The sequence below is a fragment of the Streptomyces sp. NPDC048191 genome (assembly GCF_040652655.1).
Lineage (GTDB): Bacteria > Actinomycetota > Actinomycetes > Streptomycetales > Streptomycetaceae > Streptomyces.
On record NZ_JBEZMO010000003.1, the window covers coordinates 540,554 to 564,721 of the forward strand.

At 70.7% G+C, this 24,168-nt stretch carries 25 protein-coding genes and 1 pseudogene; 14 read left to right on the top strand and 12 right to left on the bottom strand.

From position 1 onward, the window contains the following. Positions 1–2: 2 nt before the first annotated feature. Positions 3–391: pseudogene (locus tag AB0D93_RS08355) on the bottom strand (ABC transporter transmembrane domain-containing protein); the annotation flags it as partial. A 632-nt stretch (positions 392–1,023) separates the two neighbouring features. Here AB0D93_RS08355 and mshD point away from each other — a divergent pair. The 6 genes from mshD (at position 1,024) to AB0D93_RS08385 (ending at position 8,146) form a co-directional block, all read left to right on the top strand. Continuing rightward, positions 1,024–1,950: a mycothiol synthase gene (mshD, locus tag AB0D93_RS08360; protein ID WP_362114949.1), complete on the top strand. Its 927-nt coding sequence runs from the start codon at positions 1,024–1,026 to the stop codon at positions 1,948–1,950. Between the two features lie 737 nt (positions 1,951–2,687). Continuing rightward, positions 2,688–5,042, top strand: a complete 2,355-nt coding sequence (locus AB0D93_RS08365) for an RNA degradosome polyphosphate kinase (RefSeq protein WP_362114952.1) — start codon at positions 2,688–2,690, stop codon at positions 5,040–5,042. Further along, entirely contained in the window at positions 5,023–6,141 is a 1,119-nt protein-coding gene (locus tag AB0D93_RS08370; protein WP_362114955.1) for a CHAD domain-containing protein, read from the top strand. Before AB0D93_RS08365 ends, AB0D93_RS08370 begins: the two co-directional genes overlap by 20 nt. Positions 6,142–6,160: 19 nt before the next feature. Further along, positions 6,161–6,574 carry an NUDIX hydrolase gene (locus AB0D93_RS08375; RefSeq protein WP_362114958.1) on the top strand — a complete coding sequence of 138 codons (414 nt, stop codon included), beginning with the start codon at positions 6,161–6,163 and terminating at the stop codon, positions 6,572–6,574. 136 nt (positions 6,575–6,710) lie between these two features. Then, entirely contained in the window at positions 6,711–7,121 is a 411-nt protein-coding gene (locus tag AB0D93_RS08380) for a peptidase inhibitor family I36 protein (protein ID WP_362114961.1), read from the top strand. Next, entirely contained in the window at positions 7,118–8,146 is a 1,029-nt protein-coding gene (locus AB0D93_RS08385; protein WP_362114964.1) for a hypothetical protein, read from the top strand. Before AB0D93_RS08380 ends, AB0D93_RS08385 begins: the two co-directional genes overlap by 4 nt. Before the next feature lie 21 nt (positions 8,147–8,167). Here the strand turns inward: AB0D93_RS08385 and AB0D93_RS08390 are convergent, their stop codons facing one another. After that, positions 8,168–8,353 carry a hypothetical protein gene (locus AB0D93_RS08390; RefSeq protein ID WP_362114967.1) on the bottom strand — a complete coding sequence of 62 codons (186 nt, stop codon included), beginning with the start codon at positions 8,351–8,353 and terminating at the stop codon, positions 8,168–8,170. 142 nt (positions 8,354–8,495) lie between these two features. Here AB0D93_RS08390 and AB0D93_RS08395 point away from each other — a divergent pair, with 142 nt between their 5' ends. Both AB0D93_RS08395 and AB0D93_RS08400 read left to right on the top strand, forming a co-directional pair. Beyond that, entirely contained in the window at positions 8,496–9,344 is an 849-nt protein-coding gene (locus AB0D93_RS08395; RefSeq protein WP_362114970.1) for a hypothetical protein, read from the top strand. A 101-nt stretch (positions 9,345–9,445) separates the two neighbouring features. After that, entirely contained in the window at positions 9,446–9,601 is a 156-nt protein-coding gene (locus tag AB0D93_RS08400) for a hypothetical protein (protein WP_362115132.1), read from the top strand. A 4-nt stretch (positions 9,602–9,605) separates the two neighbouring features. Here AB0D93_RS08400 and AB0D93_RS08405 read toward each other — a convergent pair whose 3' ends face one another. Beyond that, positions 9,606–9,959: a metal-sensitive transcriptional regulator gene (locus AB0D93_RS08405; RefSeq protein WP_362114974.1), complete on the bottom strand. Its 354-nt coding sequence runs from the start codon at positions 9,957–9,959 to the stop codon at positions 9,606–9,608. 243 nt (positions 9,960–10,202) lie between these two features. On the opposite strand from AB0D93_RS08405, the gene AB0D93_RS08410 reads away from it, so the two are divergent. The 4 genes from AB0D93_RS08410 to AB0D93_RS08425 all read left to right on the top strand — a co-directional run bounded on the left by AB0D93_RS08410 (position 10,203) and on the right by AB0D93_RS08425 (position 12,552). Then, positions 10,203–10,823 (top strand): DUF47 family protein, encoded by a 621-nt coding sequence (locus tag AB0D93_RS08410; protein WP_031173265.1) that lies wholly within the window; start codon positions 10,203–10,205, stop codon positions 10,821–10,823. Between the two features lie 7 nt (positions 10,824–10,830). Then, positions 10,831–11,829: an inorganic phosphate transporter gene (locus AB0D93_RS08415; protein ID WP_362114978.1), complete on the top strand. Its 999-nt coding sequence runs from the start codon at positions 10,831–10,833 to the stop codon at positions 11,827–11,829. 88 nt (positions 11,830–11,917) lie between these two features. Beyond that, positions 11,918–12,175, top strand: a complete 258-nt coding sequence (locus AB0D93_RS08420) for a hypothetical protein (protein ID WP_362114981.1) — start codon at positions 11,918–11,920, stop codon at positions 12,173–12,175. Next, complete coding sequence (locus AB0D93_RS08425; RefSeq protein WP_362114984.1) at positions 12,172–12,552, top strand: hypothetical protein; 381 nt, start codon at positions 12,172–12,174, stop codon at positions 12,550–12,552. Before AB0D93_RS08420 ends, AB0D93_RS08425 begins: the two co-directional genes overlap by 4 nt. 113 nt (positions 12,553–12,665) lie before the next feature. Here AB0D93_RS08425 and pstB read toward each other — a convergent pair whose 3' ends face one another. The 4 genes from pstB to pstS all read right to left on the bottom strand — a co-directional run bounded on the left by pstB (position 12,666) and on the right by pstS (position 16,803). Continuing rightward, positions 12,666–13,442, bottom strand: a complete 777-nt coding sequence (gene pstB, locus AB0D93_RS08430) for a phosphate ABC transporter ATP-binding protein PstB (protein ID WP_362114987.1) — start codon at positions 13,440–13,442, stop codon at positions 12,666–12,668. A gap of 49 nt (positions 13,443–13,491) precedes the next feature. Continuing rightward, complete coding sequence (pstA, locus tag AB0D93_RS08435) at positions 13,492–14,553, bottom strand: phosphate ABC transporter permease PstA (RefSeq protein WP_362114990.1); 1,062 nt, start codon at positions 14,551–14,553, stop codon at positions 13,492–13,494. Further along, a complete protein-coding gene (gene pstC, locus AB0D93_RS08440) occupies positions 14,550–15,557 on the bottom strand; it encodes a phosphate ABC transporter permease subunit PstC (RefSeq protein WP_362114993.1) in 1,008 nt (335 codons plus the stop codon). The genes pstA and pstC overlap by 4 nt, the downstream gene beginning before the upstream one ends. 115 nt (positions 15,558–15,672) lie before the next feature. Then, a complete protein-coding gene (gene pstS, locus AB0D93_RS08445) occupies positions 15,673–16,803 on the bottom strand; it encodes a phosphate ABC transporter substrate-binding protein PstS (protein ID WP_362114996.1) in 1,131 nt (376 codons plus the stop codon). A gap of 349 nt (positions 16,804–17,152) precedes the next feature. On the opposite strand from pstS, the gene AB0D93_RS08450 reads away from it, so the two are divergent. Then, a complete protein-coding gene (locus AB0D93_RS08450; RefSeq protein ID WP_362114999.1) occupies positions 17,153–18,709 on the top strand; it encodes an FAD-dependent oxidoreductase in 1,557 nt (518 codons plus the stop codon). Between the two features lie 15 nt (positions 18,710–18,724). Here the strand turns inward: AB0D93_RS08450 and AB0D93_RS08455 are convergent, their stop codons facing one another. The 5 genes from AB0D93_RS08455 to AB0D93_RS08475 all read right to left on the bottom strand — a co-directional run bounded on the left by AB0D93_RS08455 (position 18,725) and on the right by AB0D93_RS08475 (position 23,266). After that, positions 18,725–19,135: a hypothetical protein gene (locus tag AB0D93_RS08455; RefSeq protein WP_362115002.1), complete on the bottom strand. Its 411-nt coding sequence runs from the start codon at positions 19,133–19,135 to the stop codon at positions 18,725–18,727. A 76-nt stretch (positions 19,136–19,211) separates the two neighbouring features. Continuing rightward, complete coding sequence (locus tag AB0D93_RS08460) at positions 19,212–19,907, bottom strand: phosphatase PAP2 family protein (protein WP_362115005.1); 696 nt, start codon at positions 19,905–19,907, stop codon at positions 19,212–19,214. 239 nt (positions 19,908–20,146) lie between these two features. Continuing rightward, complete coding sequence (locus tag AB0D93_RS08465; protein ID WP_362115008.1) at positions 20,147–21,154, bottom strand: bifunctional lytic transglycosylase/C40 family peptidase; 1,008 nt, start codon at positions 21,152–21,154, stop codon at positions 20,147–20,149. 211 nt (positions 21,155–21,365) lie between these two features. Then, positions 21,366–22,136 carry a trypsin-like peptidase domain-containing protein gene (locus AB0D93_RS08470; protein ID WP_362115011.1) on the bottom strand — a complete coding sequence of 257 codons (771 nt, stop codon included), beginning with the start codon at positions 22,134–22,136 and terminating at the stop codon, positions 21,366–21,368. A gap of 224 nt (positions 22,137–22,360) precedes the next feature. Further along, positions 22,361–23,266: an oxidoreductase gene (locus AB0D93_RS08475; protein WP_362115014.1), complete on the bottom strand. Its 906-nt coding sequence runs from the start codon at positions 23,264–23,266 to the stop codon at positions 22,361–22,363. 63 nt (positions 23,267–23,329) lie between these two features. Here AB0D93_RS08475 and AB0D93_RS08480 point away from each other — a divergent pair, with 63 nt between their 5' ends. After that, a complete protein-coding gene (locus tag AB0D93_RS08480) occupies positions 23,330–23,944 on the top strand; it encodes a TetR/AcrR family transcriptional regulator (RefSeq protein ID WP_362115017.1) in 615 nt (204 codons plus the stop codon). Positions 23,945–24,168: the final 224 nt, after the last annotated feature.

Genomic DNA, 24,168 nt, shown 5'->3' on the forward strand with positions numbered 1-24,168 from the left:
GCGACCGCGTCCAGACCGGACGTGAATCGTTCTACCAGGTCGCCCCGGCGGTGCCGCTGAAGTGCGGGGGCAGGTCCTGGACATGACGGAAGACGGCCGCGCGCAGGCGCAGTACGAATCTCTCGGCCGTCCAGGTGGCCAGGGAGTTGCCGAGGTAGCCGACGAACGCGGCGAGCGCGGCCACCCCGAGCCAGGCGCCGGCCGGTCCCCAGAAGGCGGAGAGCCTGCCCGCCTTCAGGGCGTGGTCGGTCAGCTGGGCGAACAGCAGGATCGCCGCGGTCTCGGCGAGCGCGAACACGACCACGCACTCCACGATCACCCCGAGCCACTTGCGGTCCCCGCGCGTCAGCGGCCAGAACCGGCGGAAGGCCTCGCGCGCTTCCCTCAGCATCGGCAACTCCTTTCCACAGCTGTGGACACGGCCGGGGCCGCCGGGGTCCAGCATCCTCGAACACGGCCGAGGCGGGGCCACCGGTACGACCACGCGGTAACCGGTGACCCCGCCTCACAGCGGCCTGACTCAGCCCTTGTCCCCGACCGGGCGACGGCGCGGCGCGGGCTTCTTCGGCGCCCGCTTCCTCGGCTCCGGAGCGGGCTTGCGGTGCTTCTTGACGGGGACGATCCTGTGGAAAGACATGGAATTTCCCTCCTGATTCCTGGCAATGACTCGCCTTGCGCTTGCCGCGCGATTACGGGGATGCCTACTCGTGGCCGACCGGGCGCCTGGGCTGGCGCTTCTTCGGTTCGTGCTTGCGGTGCTTCGGGTCCGGGGCGGGCTTGCGGGCCTTCTTCACCGGGACGATCCTGTGGAAGCTCATGGCTTTTCCTTCTCCCTTCGGTCTCTCTTCGGTGCCGTCCGCGCCTTTCGCTTTCGACACGGAAAACATTACGGCAATCGCGAGCCACAAAAAGCCAATTCCGGTGAGACCTCAATTAAAGAGCCCGGTGCAATTCACAAGCATTTCGGGGAACCACGGCGCCATTCACATGGGTTTTACGGGGTGGCTGCCGTACCCTCTACGCATGAGCAGCGACGACACCGTACGGGCCTTCCCCACCCGCTCCATCGAGACCCGCTCCACGCTCACCCCGGACCAGGTGGAGGCCGTACTGGCCCTGGTCGCCGAGGCCGGCCGGGTCGACGGGCAGCAGCCGGTGTCGGAGCAGGGCCGGCTGCAGTTGCGCGGAGGAGCCCGCGAGGGCGTCTCGCATCTGCTGCTGACCGTCGACGGCGAACTCGTCGGGTACGCCCAGCTGGAGGACACCGACCCGGTGGAGGCACCGGCCGCCGAACTCGTCGTCCACCCCGCGCACCGCGGGCAGGGGCACGGCCGGGCGCTCGGCTCGGCGCTGCTCGCCGCCTCCGGAAAGCGGCTCAGGGTGTGGGCGCACGGCGGGCATTCCGCCGCCCGGCATCTCGCCCAGGTGCTCGGTCTGACCCTGTTCCGCGAACTGCGGCAGATGCGGCGGCCGTTGACCGACCTTCAGCTGCCCGACCCGGTGCTTCCGGAGGGCGTGAGCGTGCGCACGTTCGTGCCCGGCAAGGACGACGCCGCCTGGCTCGCGGTCAACGCGGCCGCCTTCGCCCACCACCCCGAGCAGGGCTCACTGACCCAGCGGGACCTCGACGACCGCAAGGCCGAGCCGTGGTTCGACCCGGCCGGGTTCTTCCTCGCCGAGCGACGCGGGGAGTTGATCGGCTTCCACTGGACCAAGGTGCACGCCGAGGAGGGGCTCGGCGAGGTGTACGTCCTCGGGGTCCGCCCCGGTGAACAGGGCGGCGGCCTCGGCAAGGCCCTCACCACCATCGGCCTGCGCCACCTGGCCGGCCAGCAGTTGCCGGCCGCGATGCTCTACGTCGACGCCGACAACCAGGCCGCGGTGTCGGTGTACGAGCGGCTGGGGTTCAGCACGTACGAGACGGACCTGATGTACCGCACGGAGACCTGACCACCGTCGCCCGCCGGGCCTCACGGGCCCGGCGCGAACCGGAGGCCGACTCCCGGGGTGACAGCCCCGACCGGGCGCGGGACCACCGCGGGGCCGGCCACGCCGACGCCCGGGTCCGGGTCCGGGTCCGGGTCCGGACCAGGTTCAAGTCGCCCACGCGCCGTACGCCCTCCATAACCACCGCTCCCCCCGACGATCAGCGCGGGCGCGGTCCCGGCCAGCGGGGTTACGGTCCGCTACGGCCGCCCAGCACAGGGCCACGACGGGTACGGGTACCGCGAGGGTGGCCCGCGGCACGGGTACGGACCGCCCGCCGCGCACGGGACGGTGGCCGTGGCCGAGCGTCTCCCGAAGCGGCCCGGGAGCCCGGCTGCCGGGCGGACGCGAACGGCAGCGGCCCACCGCACCAGCCGGAACCCGCACCCCCCCACGGCAGGGACCCCCGGACCGGCCCCCACCAGCGCTGCTCATCGGCGTCGGCCGGTGTGAGCGGCGAACCGCCGGCCTGGACGCACACCGCGTCCCGCCCGCCGGCTCACGCCGGAGACGGACGGGGCCGCCCTACGGCCGCGTATCGATGCGGCCCCGCCACACGGGCCCGCGCCCTCCGGGCGAGGCACCCGGGCGGCGAGGAATCCGTCGCTCTCGCGACGAAGACGTCCCGGAGCCGCCCCGCGCTATCCCGGACGTCATGTCTCCGTAACCATCGATTCAGCCGAGCTTGCGACGCTCGGCCAATGAAGCCCGCCGTGCCAGAGCCTTCGCCGCCCCCCGAGGGGCCAGCGCAGAACGGGGCCGTGACGCTCCCGCCCGCACGTTCCGACGCGCCCGTGACGCCCGTAGCGCGGAAGAATGGGGTCATGAGTCAGCAAGACGCCCAGGCACCGGTCCAGCACGCGCAGCCTCCCGTGGGCTCCATAGCCGCGCACCGCCCGCACACCGTGGCCGCCACGGTCTCCGACCTGGAACCCGACATCGACGCGGACCTCGATGCCTACGAGGAGTCCAGGACCGACGGCACGCCACTGCCCCAGGGTCGCTTCCTCGACCGTGAGCGCAGCTGGCTCGCCTTCAACGAACGCGTCCTGGAGCTCGCCGAGGACCCGGACACCCCGCTGCTGGAGCGCGCGAACTTCCTCGCGATCTTCGCCAGCAACCTGGACGAGTTCTTCATGGTCCGGGTCGCCGGTCTGAAGCGCCGTATCGCCACCGGCGTGGCGACGCGGTCCGCCTCCGGGCTGCAGCCGCGCGAGGTGCTGGAGATGATCTGGGCCCGGTCGCGCGAGCTCATGGCCCGGCACGCCGCCTGCTACCAGGAGGACGTCGCCCCCGCGCTCGCGGAGGAGGGCATCCACCTGGTCCGCTGGAGCGAGCTGACCGACAAGGAGCAGGCCAGCCTGTTCACGCTCTTCCGGCACCGGATCTTCCCCGTGCTCACCCCGCTGGCGGTCGACCCGGCGCACCCCTTCCCGTACATCTCCGGCCTGTCCCTGAATCTGGCCGTGATCGTGCGGAACCCGGTCAGCGGCCACAAGCACTTCGCGCGCGTGAAGGTGCCGCCGCTGCTGTCCCGCTTCCTGGAGAGCAGCCCCGGCCGGTACGTCCCCGTCGAGGACGTCATAGCCGCGCACCTGGAGGAGCTCTTCCCGGGCATGGAGGTGCTGGAGTCCCACGCCTTCCGGCTCACCCGCAACGAGGACCTGGAAGTGGAGGAGGACGACGCCGAGAACCTGCTCCAGGCCCTGGAGAAGGAACTCATGCGGCGGCGCTTCGGGCCGCCGGTGCGCCTGGAGGTCGAGGAGTCCATCGACCGCGAGGTGCTGGACCTGCTGGTGCGCGAGCTGAAGATCTCCGAGGCGGAGGTGTACCCGCTGCCGGGTCCGCTCGACCTCACCGGTCTGTTCCGTATCCACTCCCTGGACCGGCCCGAGCTGAAGTACCCGAAGTTCGTCGCCGGCACCCACCGCGACCTCGCCGAGGTCGAGTCGGCGTCCGCACCGGACATCTTCGCCGCCCTGCGCACCCGGGACGTGCTGCTGCACCACCCGTACGACAGCTTCTCCACCTCGGTCCAGGCCTTCCTGGAGCAGGCCGCGGCCGACCCGGACGTCCTGGCGATCAAGCAGACCCTGTACCGCACCTCCGGTGACTCCCCCATAGTCGACGCGCTCATCGACGCCGCCGAGTCCGGCAAGCAGGTCCTCGTCCTGGTCGAGATCAAGGCCCGCTTCGACGAGCACGCCAACATCAAGTGGGCGCGCAAGCTGGAGGAGGCCGGCTGCCACGTCGTCTACGGCCTCGTCGGCCTGAAGACGCACTGCAAGCTGTCCCTGGTGGTCCGCCAGGAGGGCGACACCCTGCGCCGCTACAGCCACGTCGGCACGGGCAACTACCACCCGAAGACGGCCCGCCTGTACGAGGACCTGGGCCTGCTCACCGCCGACCAGCAGGTTGGCGCGGACCTCTCCGACCTCTTCAACCGTCTGTCGGGCTACTCCCGCCGGGAGACCTACCGCCGCCTGCTGGTGGCCCCCAAGTCCCTGCGCGACGGTCTGATCTCGCGGATAGACAAGGAGGTCCAGCACCACCGCGCGGGCCGTCCGGCCTTCATCCGGTTCAAGGTCAACTCGATGGTCGACGAGGCGGTCATCGACGCCCTCTACCGTGCGTCCCAGGCGGGCGTGCCGGTGGACATCTGGGTGCGCGGGATCTGCGCGGTCCGGCCCGACGTCGCCGGCCTGTCCGAGAACATCCGGGTCCGCTCGGTCCTCGGCCGCTTCCTCGAACACTCCCGCGTGTTCGCCTTCGGCAACGGCGGCGAGCCCGAGGTGTGGATCGGCAGCGCCGACATGATGCACCGCAACCTCGACCGCCGGATAGAGGCCCTGGTGCGGGTCGTCGACCCCGCCCACCGGGCAGCCCTCAACCGGCTGCTCGACACCGGCATGTCCGATTCCACCTCCTCCTGGCACCTCGGTCCCGACGGCGAGTGGACGCGACACGCGACCGACGCGGACGGCCAGCCCCTGCGCAACGTCCAGGAGATGCTCATAGACGCCCGGAGGCGCCGGCGTGGCACAGCAACACCTTGACCCGAAGGACCCCGCGGCCGAGGTGGTGACCGGGGACGCCCTCGCGGCGTACCTGCGCACCCAGGCCACGGAGTTCCTGCGCGCCCTGCGCCTGCACCGCGAGACCGGCGGTGCGGGCGGGGGCGCTCCCGCGCGGGACCGGTCGGGCGTGGGGGAGAACGGCGCGAAGGAGTCCGTCGACGCGGCGCGTGCCCTGCGCCGCTCGGCCCGCCGCATCAGCGGCAGCCTGCACACCTTCCGCCCGCTGCTCGATCCCGGCTGGTCGGAGGAGATGCGCCCCGAACTGGCGTGGCTCTCCGGCACGTTGGGCCTGGAGCACGCCTGCGAGGCCCGCCTGGACCGGCTGCTGCTGGCGCTGCACCGGCTGTCTGGGGCGGCGGTGCTCCCGGCGCAGGCGATCGACGCCGCCGTGGCCGCGGGCGCCCCGGTGGCGGTGAAGAACACCAGCGGCCCGGCGACGGCCGCACCGGAGCGCGGCAACCTCACCGTGGGCGCGGCGAAGGCGGGTGCCCTGCTGGAACGGCAGTTGACGCTGGCCCGGACGAGGGCCCACTCCACGGCTCTGCAGGCCCTGGGCTCCAGCCGGTTCCACGCCGTCGCGGACAAGGTCGCCGTACTCGCCAGCGAGGTGCCGCTCACTCCCGGCGCCCCGACGGCCGACCTGCGTCCCCTGGCAGCCGCTGCGGAGGAACGGCTGACAGACGCGATCGTGGCGCTCCCGCTGGTCGTCGCGGGACACCCGTACAACGCGGAGGCCCTGGTCCACGGCCTGTCCCCGGACCCGGCCCCGCACCCCCAGGACGGTCCCTGGCACCAGGTCCGGCTGCTGCTGCGGCTGCACCGCTACGCCCAGGAGACCCTGCACGGCGGGAAGCTGCCCGTGGACGCACGGCTGCTGACGGCCGGCCAGGCCCTGAACCGGCACCGGGACGCCTCGGAGGCGGCAGCGGCGGCGGCCCAGGCCGCGCGTACCCCCCGGATCGCCCCGGCGACGGCGTACGCGCTCGGCGTGCTCCACGCCGACCAGCGGCACGAGGTGGAGGCCGCCAGGTACGCCTTCCAGCAGGCCTGGCAGATGCAGACGGTCAGCGCACCCTGAGTTCCCACGAGGAGGCGGCGTGAGCGACACCCTGGTGCGAGCGGCGGGCTGTGTGCTGTGGCGGCGCTCGCCGGTCGCCGACGGCCTGGAGATCTGCCTCGTCCACCGGCCGAAGTACGACGACTGGTCGCACCCGAAGGGCAAGCTCAAGCGCGGCGAGGACGCGCTCGCGGGCGCCCTTCGGGAGGTCGCGGAGGAGACCGGGTACACGGCCGAGCCCGGCGTGGCACTGCCGACCGTGCGGTATATCGCCAACGGCCGTCCGAAGCAGGTGCGTTACTGGGCGGCCGAGGCGGTGTCCGGCCGCTTCACCCCGAACGACGAGGTCGACCGGATCCTGTGGCTCTCCCCCGCGGCGGCCCGCGGCCGCCTCACCCAGCCGCGCGACCGGGACCTCGTGGACGCCCTCATCCGGCCATTCGAACACATGTAGCGGAACGGTGAACGCCGGGGAAATGATCACCTGTGTGTCTTCTGTGTGAACTCTGATCCTGTTGTGATGGCCGTGCACCACCTGGCACGAACGTCCAACTCGACGGATCTACAGGGGAGTTGCCAGAACGATGCACATGAAGAAGAGTGCCGCGCTCGTCGTGGCCGCCGCCGCCATCGCCACCGGCGCGAGCGTGGTCCCGGCCGCCGCCCAGAACGACGGCCGCTGCACCACCAGTGTCAGCTCGAACCTCTTCGGCGAGCTGTGCCTGTACTACAACTCGGGTCTGTCCGGCTCGCACGCCGACTTCAACGTGCCGACCAAGGACGAGGCCGGCTACGTGTTCTCCTCCTCCGGCGCCGGTCAGGGCCAGCCGGTGAAGAACAACGCGGCCTCGGCCACCAACCTCGACCCCGACTGCACCGCGATCATCTACTACAACAGCGGCTGGAGCGGCCCGGCGGACTACATCGACGCCCACTCCTCCGTCTCCCGGCTGAACAAGACCTACAACAACAACGCCTCCAACCACTGGGAATGCCCGTGAGTGCGCGGCCGCGGGGGCGCATCGCCGTCCCCGCGGCCGCGGCCGCCCTCCTGCTCGCGGCCTGCGGCAGCTCCGCCGACCAGACCCGGCCGGCCCCCGCCCCGGCACACGCCGGCCACGCCCCCCTCGCTCCGGTCTCCCTGCCGAGGCCGCTGCTCCGACGCCCGGTCGACAACGCCCGGTTGTCGCTCCTCGAGCTGGCCGCCGTCGGCCGCGCCGAGCTCGTCGAACGCGCCGCCTGCATGCGCCGCTACGGCTTCGACGACCGCGTGAGCTTCAGCCGCAGCCTCTACGCGACCCTGCCGGAGCGCTCCTACGGCGTGATGACCGACGCCGACGCCCGCCGCTACGGCTACCACATGGCCCCGGACGTCGACCCGCGCGTGCCCGCCAACCGGCGGAAGCAGACCGACCTGGTCACCTCCCGTCCGCCCCGGTCCGCGGCCGACCGCCGGGTGCGCGACCTGGTGATGTACGGCACCGCCTCCGGCACCCTCACCGAGGCCGACGTGCAGCGCGCCGACGGACCGCACCCGGCGCGCACCGCCGGGGTGATCGGCACCTACAAGGACCGCCCGGTCCGCGCCGGCGGCTGCGCCGAGGAGGCCCGCGACCGGATCATCGGGGACGGCGGCAGCGAACGGAACCCGGTCGCCATGGGCATCTACGTCACGGCCTTCCAGCAGGCGGAGAAGGATCCCGAGGTGCGCCGGGCCGTGACCGCCTGGTCGGCGTGCATGGCCCGCGCCGGCTACCACTACGACAGCCCGCTGAACGCCGGTACCGACCTGCCCACCGCGCAGGCGCCGGCCGCCGACGCCCATGAGAAGGCCGTCGCCCGCACCGACATGACCTGCAAGGACTCCACGCGGCTGATCGCCGTCTGGTCCGCCGCCGAGGCACGGCACGAACGCCGGGCCATGGCCGGGCAGAAGACCGCGCTGGCGGCGGAGACGGCGCGCAAGAAGCGCATGCTGGAGCGCGCGCTCAAGGTGCTCGCCACCACCGAGGGCGCCGCGCGCTGAGCCGGCCGGCACCCTTCCGCGTCACCCGCCCGCCCGGTGCGTCTGCGCGTCGGTGCGGGCCTGGCTGCGGGCCCTGCGGGCGGGTCCGCGCCAGCCGCAGCTGCAGCTGGCCACGCAGAAGCGCCCCTGTTCGGTCGTCGTCGTGAAGTGTTCCTGCCCGGACCGGGCCTGCTCCGGCCCATCCTGCTGCGCCGAGGTGACTGCCACCCCGACAACGTTACCCACCCGCGGTAAAGGGCTCGTACGGCCGTCCCACCACTCGGGCACCGCGTGACGGCGCCCCCTACTCGTCGTTAACCGGACGAGTAGGGGGCCCGTGACGGACGTACCGGCTGGGGGTAGGCAGGCGATGGAACGGCGGCAGCACAGGAGCGCGGGCAGGACGGTCGTCGCGGTCGGCATCATGCTCGGCCTCGGGGCGTGTGCCACGGGCTGTTCCGGCATGGGGGCCGCCGCCGAGGACGTCAAGGGCGGGGGTGATCCGGTCGCCGTCCTGCGCCGGGCCGCCGACACCCTGCGCGGCGCGGGCAGTTCCAAGGCCACCACCTCCATGGAGATGGCCACCGGCGGCACCCGGGTGACCATCCGCGGCCAGGGCGTCTACGACTACCGGCGGCGCCTCGGCCGGCTCACGGTCGTCCTGCCCGAGGACCCGGCGGGCACCTCCGAGCACCAGCCGATCACCGAACTCCTCGCTCCCGGCGCCCTGTTCATGAAGAACCGGGGCGCGGGCGTGCCCGCCGACAAGTGGGTCCGGGTGGAGACCGCCACGCTGTCCGACGGCAATCTCGTCACCGGCGGCGCGACCGATCCGTACGCGGCGGCCGAGATGCTGCGCGGGACCCGGACGGCGACCTACGTCGGCAGGACCGAGGTCGGCGGGACGGCGGTGCGGCACTACCGGGGCACGGCGGACCTGGGCAGCGCGGCCCGCAAAGCCTCCGCCGAGGACAGGCAGCCGTTGGCCGCGGCGGCGAAAGGGTTCGCCACGGCCGAAGTCCCGTTCGACGCCTATCTCGACGACCAGGGCCGCATCCGCAAGCTCCGGCAGCGCTTCAGCTTCGTCAACGGCCGGCAGAAGACGCCCGTGGCGGTCGCCTCGACGACGCTGCTCTACGACTTCGGCGCCCCCGCCGCGGTCGAGCTGCCGCGCCCGGCGGACATCTACGCGGGCCGCATCGCCGAGGACGGGCACTAGTCCGGGGCGCCACCCCGGAAGTAGCCCGTCCGTGCCATGCGCGTTGTGTAGGGCGCTGCCTACTCTAGGAAGTCGGTGACGGCAGAGAAGAGGTGAGGCGGGTGGCTCCGGTCGGCGGTACGGCGGTGCAGGACCATGTGGCCCTCGCCGAGATCGAGCTGTGCGGAGAGCTGATCATCGCGGCCTCCGCGGCCGAGGAACGGCTCAGCCTGGAGAGCATCGACGAGGTGCTGCGGGTCTCCGAGGACGAGACCTGAGAGGTCAGGACCGCAGCAGGCGGCCGATCGCCTTCGTCGCCTCGTCCACCTTGGCCTCGATCTCGTCGCCGCCCTTGAGCGCCGCGTCGGCCACGCAGTGCCGCAGGTGCTCCTCCAGCAGTTGCAGGGCGAAGGACTGCAGCGCCTTGGTGGAGGCGGAGACCTGGGTGAGTATGTCGATGCAGTACGTGTCCTCGTCGACCATGCGCTGCAGTCCGCGGATCTGCCCCTCGATCCGGCGCAGCCGCTTGAGGTGCTCGTCCTTCTGCTTGTGGTAGCCGTGCGTGACGTGCGGAGTGTGTGCGGTCTCACTCGCGGTCTCGGAGGGAGCCGTGGCGCCGGCCTCGGTCGTCGTCATCGCGGGCCTCCATCTCGGGACGAGCTGCTGAACGGGCTACTGAACGGAATTTCGATCACGATTGCGACTGGATACCCCTACTGGGTATATGGTAACGAACTTTCCGGGGTAGGGAGGCCTTGGTACGCCCCCGTGCTGATCACACTGCCCGATGGGCGACACTGGGATGCGGCCCGATAGCCGTGGCCGGATGATGCGCCTAGCATCAGCCTGACCGAAACCGAAGCACCCCGAGGACCCCACGTGCGCTTTCGTCTGACCCCCAGGGAGACGAGCTTCTACGACATGTTCGCCGCATCCGCGGACAACATCGTCACCGGCTCGAAACTCCTGATGGAACTGCTCGGGGCGGACGCACCTGCCCGAGCCGAGATCGCAGAGCGTATGCGGGCCGCGGAACACGCGGGTGACGACGCCACGCACGCGATCTTCCACCAGCTGAACTCCTCGTTCATCACGCCGTTCGACCGCGAGGACATCTACGCCCTCGCCGGATCCCTCGACGACATCATGGACTTCATGGAGGAGGCCGTCGACCTGGTCGTCCTCTACAACGTCGAGGAACTGCCGAAGGGCGTCGAGCAGCAGATCGAGGTGCTGGCCCGGGCCGCCGAGCTGACGGCCGAGGCGATGCCGAACCTCCGCACGATGGACAACCTCACCGAGTACTGGATCGAGGTGAACCGTCTGGAGAACCAGGCGGACCAGATCCACCGCAAGCTCCTCGCGCACCTCTTCAACGGCAAGTACGACGCGATCGAGGTGCTCAAGCTCAAGCAGATCGTGGACGTCCTGGAAGAGGCCGCGGACGCGTTCGAGCACGTGGCGAACACGGTGGAGACCATCGCCGTCAAGGAGTCCTGAGGCGTCGATGGACACCCTCGCCCTGGTCGTGACCATCGCGGTCGCGCTCTTCTTCACGTACACGAACGGCTTCCACGACTCGGCGAACGCGATCGCCACCTCGGTGTCGACGCGCGCGCTCACCCCGCGGGCGGCGCTGGCGATGGCGGCGGTCATGAACCTGGCCGGTGCCTTCCTCGGCTCGGGCGTCGCGAAAACCGTCAGCGAAGGCCTGATCCAGACGCCCTCGGGCGGGAACGGGATGGGCATCCTCTTCGCCGCCCTGATCGGCGCGATCACCTGGAACCTGATCACCTGGTACTTCGGCCTGCCCTCGTCCTCCTCCCACGCCTTGTTCGGCGGGCTGGTCGGCGCGGCCCTGGCGGGCGGCACGGCCGTCCACTGGAGCGGAGTGGTGGACAAGGTCATCATCCCGATGTTCCTGTCCCCGGTGGTGGGCCTGATCGTCGGCTACCTGGTGATGCTGGCCATCATGTGGCTGTTCCGCCGCGCCAACCCGCACAAGGCCAAGCGGGGCTTCCGTATGGCGCAGACGGTCTCCGCGGCCGGCATGGCGCTGGGCCACGGCCTCCAGGACGCGCAGAAGACCATGGGTGTGGTCGTGATGGCCCTGGTGATTTCCGGCCACGAAACGTACGGCGACCCGATCCCGATCTGGGTGAAGATCGTCTCAGCGGTCATGCTCTCGCTCGGCACCTACGCCGGCGGCTGGCGCATCATGCGCACGCTGGGCCGCAAGATCATCGAACTGGACCCCCCGCAGGGCTTCGCCGCGGAGGCGACCGGCGCCTCGATCATGTTCGGCACGGCGTTCCTCTTCAAGGCGCCGATCTCCACGACCCACGTCATCACCTCGGCGATCATGGGCGTCGGCGCGACCAAGCGCCTCAACGCCGTGCGCTGGGGCGTGGCCAAGAACATCGTCCTGGGCTGGTTCATCACGATGCCGGCCGCCGCGCTGGTCGCCGCGCTGGCCTTCGGCGTGGTGAAGCTGGCGGTGCTGTAACTCCCTACTCTTCACCGGAGACGGGTCTCACCCCTCCCCTAGAATATGGGTACGTACCCGTACCCATGGTGTGCAGAGGAGTTCGGTGATGTCCGACGCCAACGTCCGTATCCCTGAGGCAGCCCGGGACCGGCTCGCCGCCATAGCGGCAGCCGAAGGGATGTCGCTGCGCGCCTACCTGGCCCGGCTCGCCGAAACCCTGCTCACCCCCGCCGAGCGGGCCGAACGGGCCGAGCAGGCCCGCGCCGCCTTGCGGGAGTGGACCGGCTACGCCCCCACTCCCGCCGAGGAGCGGGACCTCGACAGCGAACTCGACCGGCGGCTGGCCCGGGCAGCGGCCCGGTGAGCGACGCGATGCACATCGTCCTGGACGCCACCGCCATGGCCGCGGCCGGCCGGGGCAACGTCCTCGCCTCCCGGTTGATCCACCGCGCTCACGTCGAGGCCGGCTGGTACCTGTACGCCCCGGCGTGCGCACTGGTCGAAGCCGACCGGACGCGTCCCGGCACGGCAGAGCATCTCGCCGCCCTGCCCGCCATCACCGTCCTGGACCTGGACCTGCCCGCCGTCCTGGCGGTGGCCCGGCACGACACGTGGGCCGCGGCGCACTGTCAGTACGCCGCACAGCCCTCCCCGGACCGTCCCGACGGAGCGATCATCGCCACGACCACCCCGGACCGGTGGACCGGCGAGCCGGTCCGCGTGCTGGACCTCGGTCCGTAGGCCCTCACGGCTGTCCCCGAACGCAATGGGCCCGCCCCCGGGAGCCAGGGGCGGGCCCTCTTGCGTCCTCGCGGTGGCACCGCCATGCAGCACCGCGAGGGGATCAGGGACGGTCAGCCGAAGCGACCGGAGATGTAGTCCTCCGTCGCCTGCACCGACGGGTTGGAGAAGATCCGCTCGGTGTCGTCGATCTCGATGAGGCGACCGGGCTGGCCCACCGCGGCCAGGTTGAAGAACGCCGTACGGTCCGAGACACGCGCGGCCTGCTGCATGTTGTGCGTCACGATGACGATCGTGAAGCGCTCCTTCAGCTCACCGATCAGGTCCTCGATCGCGAGGGTGGAGATCGGGTCCAGGGCGGAGCAGGGCTCGTCCATCAGCAGGACGTTCGGTTCGACCGCGATCGCACGGGCGATGCACAGGCGCTGCTGCTGACCGCCGGACAGGCCGGAGCCCGGCTTGTTCAGGCGGTCCTTGACCTCGTTCCAGAGGTTCGCGCCCTTGAGTGACTTCTCGACGATGTCGTTCAGCCGGCTCTTCTTGTAGTTGCCGTTCAGGCGCAGACCCGCCGCCACGTTGTCGAAGATCGACATCGTGGGGAAGGGGTTCGGGCGCTGGAAGACCATGCCCACCTCGCGGCGCACCGACACCGGGTCGATCCCGGTGCCGTAGAGGTCCTCGTCGTCCAGGAGCACCTTGCCCTCGACGCGGCCACCGGGGGTGACCTCGTGCATACGGTTCAGCGTGCGCAGGAACGTCGACTTGCCGCAGCCGGAGGGGCCGATGAACGCCGTCACCGAACGCGGTTCGACGGTCATCGAGATGTCCTCGATCGCCTTGTGGGAGCCGTAGTACGCGGTCAGTCCGCTTACGTCGATTCGCTTGGCCATGTCTTCTACTTCACTTCCGGAGATTCAAGCTCGGTCGCTGTTGGCCGCGTCAGCGACCGGTCTTGGGGGCCTTCCAGCGGGCGATGCCGCGGGCCACCAGGTTGAGGATCATCACGAAGGCGATCAGCGTGAGGGAGGCCGCCCACGCGCGGTCGTACGCCGCGCTGGCACCCGCGCTCTGCTGGTACTGCTGGAAGATGAACAGCGGCAGCGACGCCTGCGCACCCTCGAAGGGGTTGTTGTTGATGAACGGGTTGCCGAACACCAGCAGCAGCACCGGAGCGGTCTCGCCCGCGATACGGGCGATGGCCAGCATGACGCCGGTGGTGATGCCGCCGATGGAGGTCGGCAGGACCACCTTCAGGATGGTCCGCCACTTCGGCACACCGAGCGCCAGCGAGGCCTCGCGCAGCTCGTTCGGGACGAGCTTGAGCATCTCCTCGGTGGAGCGGACGACGACCGGCATCATCAGGATGGCCAGGGCCAGCGAACCGGCGAAGCCGAACGGCTGCATCTTGAAGATGAGCATCAGCGAGAGGATGAAGAGGCCGGCGACGATCGACGGGATGCCCGTCATGACGTCCACGAAGAACGTGACGGCCTTGGCGAGCTTGCCCCGCCCGTACTCCACCAGGTAGATCGCCGTGAGGATGCCGATCGGCGCACCGATGACGGTGGCGAGACCGACCTGCTCCAGGCTGCCGATGATGGCGTGGTAGATGCCGCCACCGGGCTCGGAGTCGGCGACGACGCCCATGGAGTGGGTCAGGAAGTAGACGTCGAGGACCTTCACGCCGCGCGAGACGGTCGTCCAGATCAGGGAGACCAGCGGGATGACGGCGAGCAGGAAGGCGACCCAGACGAAGGAGGTGGCGACCCGGTCCTTGGCCTGCCGGCGGCCCTCCACGCGGGCGGCGATGCCGTAGGTGCCGAGGACGAAGAGGATCGCGGCGATCAGACCCCACTGGATCTTGCTGCTCAGCCCGCCGATCAGGCCGATGGCCACGGCCAGGACGATCGAGCCGGCCGCGATGGCCCAGCCGGACCACTTCGGGAGGCTGGCGCCGCGCAGCGTGCTGGGGCGCTTGTCGGTGACGGCTGCGGTGCTCATGCGTTGGCCCCCGAGTACTCCTTGCGGCGGGCGATGATCATGCGGGCCGCGCCGTTGACCAGCAGGGTGATGACGAAGAGGACGAGACCGGAGGCGATCAGCGCGTCCCGGCCCTGCTCGGTGGCCTCACCGAACTTGCTGGCGATGTTCTGGGCGAAGGTCCCGCCGCCCGGGTTCAGCAGGCTGGCGTGGATGAGGTAGTCCGGGGAGAGCACGGTGGCGACGGCCATCGTCTCGCCGAGGGCGCGGCCGAGGCCGAGCATGGACGCCGAGATCACACCGGAGCGGCCGAAGGGCAGGACGGCCATGCGGACGACCTCCCAGCGGGTGGCGCCGAGGGCCAGCGCGGCCTCCTCGTGCATCCGCGGGACCTGCCGGAAGACCTCACGGCTGACGTTGGTGATGATCGGCAGGATCATGATCGCCAGCAGGATGCCGACGGTGAGCATGGAGCGGGGGGCGCCGCCGTCCCAGGTGAAGATGCCGGTCCAGCCGAAGTAGTCGTTGAGCCAGCTGTACAGGCCGGTCATGTGCGGGACGAGGATGAGGGCGCCCCACAGGCCGTACACGATGGACGGCACGGCGGCGAGCAGGTCGATCACGTAGGCGATGGGACCGCTCAGCCGGCGCGGGGCGTAGTGGGTGAGGAACAGCGCGATCGCCACCGCGATCGGGACCGCGATGACCATGGCGATGATCGAGGAGACGATCGTTCCGAAGGCCAGCACCGCGATGCCGAAGTCCGGCGGGGTGAGGTTGGTGTTCCACTCGAAGGTCGTGAGGAAGTTCCCGTGGTCCTTGCTGATCGCGAGGGAGGCACGGTAGGTGAGGAAGACCGCGATCGCGGCCATGATCACCAGCAGCAGGATGCCCGAGCCGCGGGAGAGGCCGAGGAAGACGCGGTCACCGGGGCGGGACGCGCCGCGGGCATTGCGCTTCTGCTCGGCCTGCCTGGGCTGGGGCGGGGGTGGAGGCGTGTCGGTCGTCTTGGTCGATATGTCCATCGGGTTCTCCGGTCTGCGGAGCCGGCCGCCCCCACGGGGGCGGTGGCTCTTGGCGGCGGTGCACCGGACGGTGCGGCCCGGCCCGCAGGGGCGCCGGGCCGCACTTTCGGATCAGTCAGCTCAGGCCGTCGATGGTGGTACGGACCTTGGCGATGATCTCGTCGGGGATCGGGGCGTAGTCGTTGCTCGACAGGACCTTCTGGCCGTCCTCACTGGCGATGTAGCCGAGGAAGGCCTTGGTGGCGGACAGGGTGTCCGCCTTGTTGCCCTTGTCGCAGACGATCTCGTACGTCACCAGGGTGATCGGGTAGGCGTTCTCGGCCTTGGTGGCGTAGTCCAGCTTCAGCGACAGGTCCTTGCCGGTGCCGACGACCTTGGCGGCCGCGATGTCGGCGGTGGCGCTGTCCACGGAGGGCTTGACCGGGGTCTTGGCGCCGGTGGCGATGGCGACGGTGTTCATGTCCTTGGCGTAGGACAGCTCGAAGTAGCCGATCGCGCCGGAGTTCTGCTTGACGCCCTGGGCCACACCGGCGGAGCCGGAGGCCGCCTGGCCGCCCTGCGCCTGCCAGGCCTTGCCGCCGGAGTACTTCCAGTTGTCCGGGGTGGTGGCGATCAGGTACTTGGTGAAGTTGTCCGTGGTGCCGGAGTCCTCGGAGCGGTGGAAGGCCTGGATCTTCAGGTCGGGAAGCTTCGCCGACGGGTTCAGCTTCTTGATCGCCGGGTCGTTCCAGTTCTTGATCTTGCTGTCGAAGATCTTGGCGATCGTCGGGGCGTCCAGGACCAGGTTGTCGACACCCGGGACGTTGTAACCGAGGGCGATGGGGCCGCCGACCATCGGCAGGTCGATGCCCTGACCGCCGGAGCAGACCTTCTTGGAGGCGGTGACCTCGTCCGGCTTCAGCGCGGAGTCGGAACCGGCGAAGGCGAGCTGACCCTGGTTGAAGGAGGTGACACCGGCGCCGGAGCCGCCACCCTTGTAGTTGATCTGCACGCCACAGGCCTGGGAGAACTCCTTGACCCAGGCGTCGATCGCGTTCTTCTGCGCGGAGGAGCCGTCTGCGAGCAGCTGACCCTTGGCGTTGTCACACTTGATCGAGGAGGCGTTGGTGGCACCGGACGGGTTGCCCGAGGCCTTGGAACCGCCACCGTTGTCGTCGGAGCCGCACGCCGTCAGGGCCAGGGCGCCGGTCACGGCGATCGCACCGAGCGACAGGGCGCGCAGCCGGTTCTTGCGCTGAAGCTTCACTTTCGGGAGTTCCTTCCAGGAGCCGCCGCTGTCGGCGGCGTGCGAGGTATGGAGGAGCGCGAGCGCATATGGCCGCGCCCCGCACCGTGCACGGCCGAAATTAGGCAGAACAGGTGAAGCCGCCGATGGCCGGAAGTGAACGCGGGGTGAACCCCTGCCGTCGGCCTGGTTAGGTCACGGAATGCTTACGGGGAGGGCACACCCAGGTTCCGAACGCCGGGTTGAGCGAACACGTCTTCGGCGCTCGTTCCCCTGTGTGCGAACTGTTACGAACCAACGCGCCCACCGGGCCGTCTCACCCCAGGAAGGGCCAAGGGGGCCTGCGGAGAGGCGACACAGGACGATGGGCATGGAACGGCGTACGTTCATCGCGGGCGGCACGGCTGCACTGGCCGCGACCGCACTGACCGGGTGCAGCCCGGGCGCGGGCAGGACCGGCGGCTCGGCGAGCACGGGCTCATCCTCGCTCACGTCGCTCAAGACCACCAACGCGCACGCCGCCGCGAACTGGACGGGCCTCGCCCACGACCTGGACGGCACCCTGGTCAGGCCCGGCGACGCGACCTGGGCGACGGCCCACCAGCTGTACAACACCCGCTTCGACGGGCTGAAGCCCGCCGCGGTCGCCTATGTGGCACACGCCGACGACATCCGTACGACCCTCGCCTACGCCCAGGCCCACGGCGTCCGGGTGTCCATACGCAACGGCGGCCACTCCTACGCGGGCTACTCCTCCGGCGACAACCGCCTCATCCTCGACGTCTCCCGGCTGAACCGCATACGCGTCTCCGGCGGGACGGCGGTCGTCGGTGCCGGCGCCAAGCTGATCGACGTCTACCGGGGGCTGGCCGCGAAGGGCGTGACGATACCCGCGGGCTCCTGCCCCACCGTCGGCGTCTCGGGCCTGGTGCTCGGCGGCGGCCACGGGGTCGCCTCCCGCGCCTACGGCCTGACCTGCGACAGCCTCACCCAGGCGACCGTGATCACGGCGGACGGCACCCAGGTGACGGCGAACGCGTCGTCCCACTCCGACCTCTTCTGGGCCCTGCGCGGCGCCGGCAACGGCAACTTCGGTGTCGTCACCGAGCTGCAGTTCCGGACCCACCCGGCGCCGCAGGCGGTGACCGCGTACATGACGTGGCCGTGGGCGAAGGCCGCGGCCGTCCTCAAGGCCTGGCAGGAGTGGGGACCGAGCCAGCCCGACGAGATCTGGTCCTCGCTGCACCTGGAGTGCTCGCCGGGCCGCACCCCGGCCGTCTCCGTGGCCTGCTTCTCCCTCGGCACCTACGGCGAGCTGCAGAACGCGGTGGACCGCCTGGCCCACGCCGCCGGCGCGAACGCCTCCTCCGTCACCCTGCGCCGCCGGGGCTACGAGGAGGCGATGGAGATCTACGCCGGCTGCTCCTCCTTCTCCGCCGACGCCCAGTGCCACCTGCCCGGCTCCACCCCGGGCCGCTCCCCGCAGGGCCGCCTGGGCCGGGAGACGTACACGGCCCGTTCGGACTTCTTCGACCGCTCGCTGTCCGCGGCCGGCATCCAGACGGTGCTGCGGCAGATCGCCTCGGTGCGGGGCGGCGCGGGCAGCATCGCGTTCACGGCCCTCGGCGGCGCGGTCAACCGGGTCTCCCCCACGGCGACGGCCTTCGTCCACCGCCGCTCCCGGATGCTGGCCCAGTACATAGCCTCCTGGGGCGCGGGGGCCTCCGGCGGCACCGCCCAGTCCTGGCTGACCTCGGCGCACAACGCGATGAAGCCGTACGCCTCCGGCGCGGCGTACCAGAACTACACCGACCCGACGCTGACGGACTGGAAGAAGGCGTACTACGGCGACGCGGTGACGCGGCTGGGGAAGGTGAAGATGAGTTACGACCCGCAACGCTTCTTCTCCTACGCGCAGGGGCTGTAGCCGCCGCGCACCGGCTCAGGCGTGGCAGAGGAGCTCGACGAGGACGGCGTCGGCACAGAGCCCCTCGCGGGCCACGGGGTGCCGGGCGCTCATTTCGCGCCACGCCTCGGCGAGGGCGTCGTTCTCCCGCACCGCGCGCTGCCGCATGGCGTCGAAGTCGAGCAGCCCCCGGGGCCCGCCGTGGCACTCCAGCGGTCCGAGCACCGCGAGTTCGGCCTTGTGGGCCGGGACGGTCGAGGGGGTGAGCAGCCCGGGGTCACCGTGGTGCCCGGGCCGCACGAGGAAGGGAGCCTCCTCGGCGGCCCCGGTCCGCCACCGGTCCCACTCACCGGCCGGATTGCCCTCCTCGGGGCGGTTCCAGCCGTACGGTGCCGGCGCCGTCGCGACGGCGCCGGCACCTCGCGGGGTGGCGTGGGCGGCAGGCACACGGTGGCGGAGAACGTGGTCATGGCAGCGGAGGGTACGGCTGTGCGGCCGGGCACCGCGGCTGCTCAAGAGGGCGTCAGGCCGCCAGGTCCCGTTCGCCGGTCTCCGCCGAGCGCCGGGCGCCGGGGAGCACCGGGACGCCCTGCGCCGACCGTGTCCGCACGACCCACCCCGCCCGCGGCGACCGCTCCACGGCTCGCATCAGCGGTGTGAGCAGCGCCATGGCCAGCGGGGACAGCAGCAGTGCGACGGCCGTACCGAGCGCGAACCCGCCCACGACGTCCGTCGGGTAGTGCACTCCCATGTAGACCCGGCAGAACCCTTCCAGCAGCGCGAGCCCTATCCCGGCGACGCCGAAGCGGCGGTTGGCGACGAAGAGGCCCACGCCCAGCGCCATGGTGATGGTCGCGTGGTCGCTGACGAAGGAGAAGTCGGTCTTGCCGGAGACGAGGACGTCCAGCCCCTGGTGATCGACGAAGGGGCGGGGGCGTTCCACGAAGCCCCGGATCGGAACGTTGACGGCCAGCGCGATGCCGGCCGCGAGCGGCGCCCACACCAGCGCGGCGACCGAAGGCGCGGCGTCCTCGCCGCCCCGGCGCCGCACGGACCACCAGCACCACAGGACCAGCAGGACCATGGCGAGCAGCAGACCGTACTCACCGACGAACTCCATGACCCGGTCGAACCAGTGCGGGGAGTCCTTGGCCAGGCCATTGATGTCGTAGAGCAGTTCGACGTCGGGGTTCGATCCGGATTCGGCGAGTACAGCCATGGTGCTGCGGCCCCTTCGTCGTCTACCGGACGCACCTCGTGTGCGCCGCTCCTACCCCCGTGGTTCGTAGATCCGCTTCCGCTGCACTGCCCGTACTCACGTCCGCTCGGCTACGTCAACAGGAACGCACGGTCCCCATCAATACGTTCCACTCTCCACTGAATGATCACGCAGACGTTATCGAAGAGAGACGCATCACCGCAGCTCAGGGGGTGGGTTCACGCTCGGTTCACACCGCCTCAAACCGTCGTGGGGAGTGCTTTTGCGCCATCTTCCGTGACGCGGGTGGCGCCGAAGTAGTCGGGGGTGTCGATGGGGTCGAACCGGATGACGGCCCCGGTGCGCGGCGCGTCGATCATGTAACCGCCACCGACGTAGATCCCCACGTGGTGGATGGCCCGCGAGTCGCTCAGGTCGGTGGAGAAGAACACCAGGTCACCGGGGAGCAGCTGGTCCCGGGAGGGGTGCGGGCCGGCGTTGTACTGGTCGTTGGCCACCCGCGGCAGCGTGATCCCGACCTTCGCGTAGGCGGCCTGCGTCAGCCCGGAGCAGTCGAACCGCCCACCCTGCTCCGCCGACCCCTCCCCACCCCACAGATAGGGCGTACCGAGCTTGCTCTGCGCGAAGCCGATGGCGCCGGCGGCCTGTTGGGTCGGGTTGATGCGGCTGACGGGCGCGGCGAAGCTCTGCTCCAGGCTGCGGATCCGCTTGACGTAGTTCTGGGTCTCGCTGATGGCCGGGACCCCGCCGGCCCTTATGACGCGGTAGGCACCGGCGTTGTAGGCGGCGAGCATGTTGTCGGAGACGTTGCCGGGCACGTCCTTCACGTACTTCGCCAGCTCGCAGTCGTACGAGGCGGCCGACGGGATCGCGTCGGCCGGGTCCCAGACGTCCCGCTTGCCGTCGCCGTTGCCGTCGATGCCGTGCGTGGCCCAGGTGCCGGGGATGAACTGGGCGATGCCGCGCGCGTCGGCGGGGCTGACGATCGTGGGGTTCCAGCCACTCTCCTGGTACAGCTGGGCGGCGAGCAGGGCCGGGGTGAGCGCCGGGCAGAGATTGCCCCACTTCTGCACGAGCGTCTTGTAGGCGGCCGGTACGGCGCCCTTCGCGAGCCCCCGGCTTCCCGAGGTCACGCCGCCCACGATGTTCCCGGCGACGACGTACACCCCGATGACGAGCAGCATGACGAAGCCCATCCCGGCCCCCACGAGGGCACCACCGACGACCCACGCCTTACGCACCGTCAACCGCCCCTCGCCACCGGTAAGTCCACCCGCAGCAGTGTATGAGCGACGGCCTTCCGGCACGAGAACCCGTGGTTCAGCGCACAAGGTCCCTCGTGCGATCCACTATTGACGGTTCGTCAGTCCGCATGGGGACGCGGCCGCCGTGGGGATACGAGCTGGCTCCCAGGGCAGTCGCGTCGGTCCGGCCGGTCGTCCGTGCCGGTGCTCGGGGTCAGGAGTCCCCGACCGCGTCCTTGTACAGCTCGGCCGCCTCGCGCCTGAGCACCACGCTGTACGACACGTCGTCGGTCGAGCCGCCGTACTCATGGCCACCCAGGATGCCGACGACCTGGTCGTCTCCGTTGATCCAGGGGCTGCCGCTGGTGCCACCGGTGAAGGCGGGGCAGGCGATGCGCTGCTGGGTCCTGCTGTGCCGGGTCGGCTTGTTGGTGCAGCTGATGGCCACCTCGCGGGAGTCGGGGTAGCCGATGACGGTCACGGCGGTGGCGCCGGTGGCCGTGCCGGTGGTGAACCGGTTGGCGCCGACCACATCCTCGACCGGCTTGCCGTGCAGGTTCTCGACGGTCGCGAAGGCCAGGTCGCTGTCCTCGTCCTGGCGCTTGGCCCATCCGTCGGGCAGGTAGCGCTTCCTCACCTTCCACACCCCGTACGGCGCCCTCCCGTCCCGGTAGCCCGGAAGGAACACCAGATCGCCGTCGACGCCGTCCACGCAGTGTGCGGCGGTGACGATCAGGTCGCCCTTCCGGCTGTGCACGACCGAGGCCGTGCAGAAGTGCCCGCCGGGCAGCTTGTGGGCCCGGTCGGCGCCGAACAGCGCGCCGACCCGGACCGTCCGCCGGGTCGCGACGACATCGGCCGTGACCCCGAAGGGCCCCGGCCCGTCGTCGGCGGACGCCACGGACGCCGAGGTCAGGGCGAGCATCACCACCGCCCCGAGTAACGCGGGACGCGAGGTGGCCGTGATGCGTGAGATGCGCTTCATCAGTGCTCACTGTCCCCCACGCATGTGAGAAACCCGCTGCGACTTAGCTGAGATTTTCCTGTGAAACCTCCTGATGGGCGCTGGGCGGCGCCACGACCGAGCGCGGCCATGCGCTCCGACCAGCCCCGATCACGGTGCGCAACCCATCTCGGCAGCACGTCTCGGCAGCACGTCTCGGCAGCACGTCTCGGCAGCGCGTCCCGCCTGCGCGTCCACGCGGCACCTCACGCCCGGCCGCCCGGCTTCAGCTGCCACTCCACCCCGGTCAGCTCCTCCGACAGCGTCCACAGCCTGCGGGCCGCCGCCGGGTCACTGGCCGCCGCGCTGCGGCCGACCAGGGTGGGGCCGCCGCGCATCTCACCGAGGCCGGAGGGGCCGACGTAGGACGCGCCGGGGAGGTCCTGGCTGGCGGCGTAGAGGGTGGGCAGGGCGCCGGCCCGGTCGCTCTGCGCGAACACCCGGTTGGCGACGGCCATGGCGGCCCGCGCCACGGGGCTGGCGTGGTGGCTCTGCAGGTTGGTGGCCGCGTAGCCGGGATGGGCGGCGAGGGCGCGGACGGGCGAGCCGGACTCGGTGAGGCGGCGCTGGAGCTCCAGGGTGAACAGCAGGTTCGCCAGCTTGGACTGGGCGTAGGCGCGGGTCGGCGTGTAACGGCCGCGCAGGTTCACGTCCTCGAAGTGGATCACTCCGTCGCCACCGCGGTGCAGGCCGGAGGAGACCGTCACCACCCGGTCCGTGACATGCGGCAGCAGCAGGTTCGTCAGCGCGAAGTGCCCCAGGTGGTTGGTGCCGAACTGCATCTCGAAGCCCTGCCTGGTCCGCTGCTCCGGCAGCATCATCACGCCGGCGTTGTTGATCAGCAGGTCCAGCGGGCGGTCCCAGGCGTCCGCGAACTCGCGCACCGAGTCCAGGTCGGCCAGGTCCAGGCGGCGCACCTCGGTGCTGCCGCCGACCTTCGCCGCGGCGGCGCCGCCCCGCGCGAGGTCACGTACCGCGAACACCACGTGCGCTCCGGACCGGGCCAGCGCCTCGGCGGTCATCAGGCCGAGGCCGCTGTTGGCGCCGGTGATCACGGCCGTACGGCCGGCCAGGTCGGGCAGGTGGGTCACATTCCATTTCGTATCAGCCATGACATTGAATGTAGGCAGCGACAACAAAGCTGTCAACGACAACATCCAGATATCATGGGGCGCATGCCGCGCCTGTCCCCCTCTCCCGCGAATCGCCCCTACCACCACGGAGACCTGCGCGCCGCCCTGCTCAAGAGCGCCGAGCGCACCCTGCGCGCCAAGGGGGCCGGCGCGCTCTCCCTGCGCGAACTGGCCCGCGACATCGGCGTGAGCCACGCCGCCCCGGGCCGGCACTTCAAGGACAAGCAGGCCCTCGTCGACGCGCTCGCGCTGGACGGTTACGAGCGCCTGAACCAGGCCCTGGCCGCCGCGACCGACCGTCCCGGCCAGTCCTTCGAGGAGCGGATGGCGGCGCTCGCGCGCGCCTATCTCGGCTTCGCCGTCGAGAACCCCGAGCTGCTGGAGCTGATGTTCGCCCGCAAGCACGACCCCGACAGCTCCGCCCAGCTCGCCGCGGCCGTCGACGAGTCCCTCGGCTCCCTCACCCGGATGATCGCCGACGCCCAGGAGCGGGGCGAGATCGTCGCGGGCGACCCCGAGCGGATCACGACGGTCGCCGCGGCGAGCCTGCACGGCCTCGCCGCCCTCATCGCCAGCTGCGCACTCGACGCCGAGGAGGCCATGAGCGGCCTGGACGAACACGTCCACCTGCTGCTGCACGGCCTCACACCCCGATGAGCCCGCGATGAGCCAACCTGTGCACCTGGTCAAGCGCCACCCAGCACAGCGCCAGCACACTGCCATTGAGAAGTAAGCCCCCAACCGCCTTGAGTAACGCGGAAGTCAGAATTCCGAAAGCCGCTTGTTGTCGCGTACTCAACAAGCGATGGTCGACGCGGGCCGCCGCCCCCACCGGTCACCCACTGGTGGCACCCCCACACCCGCAGGCCTCTGTCCACCAC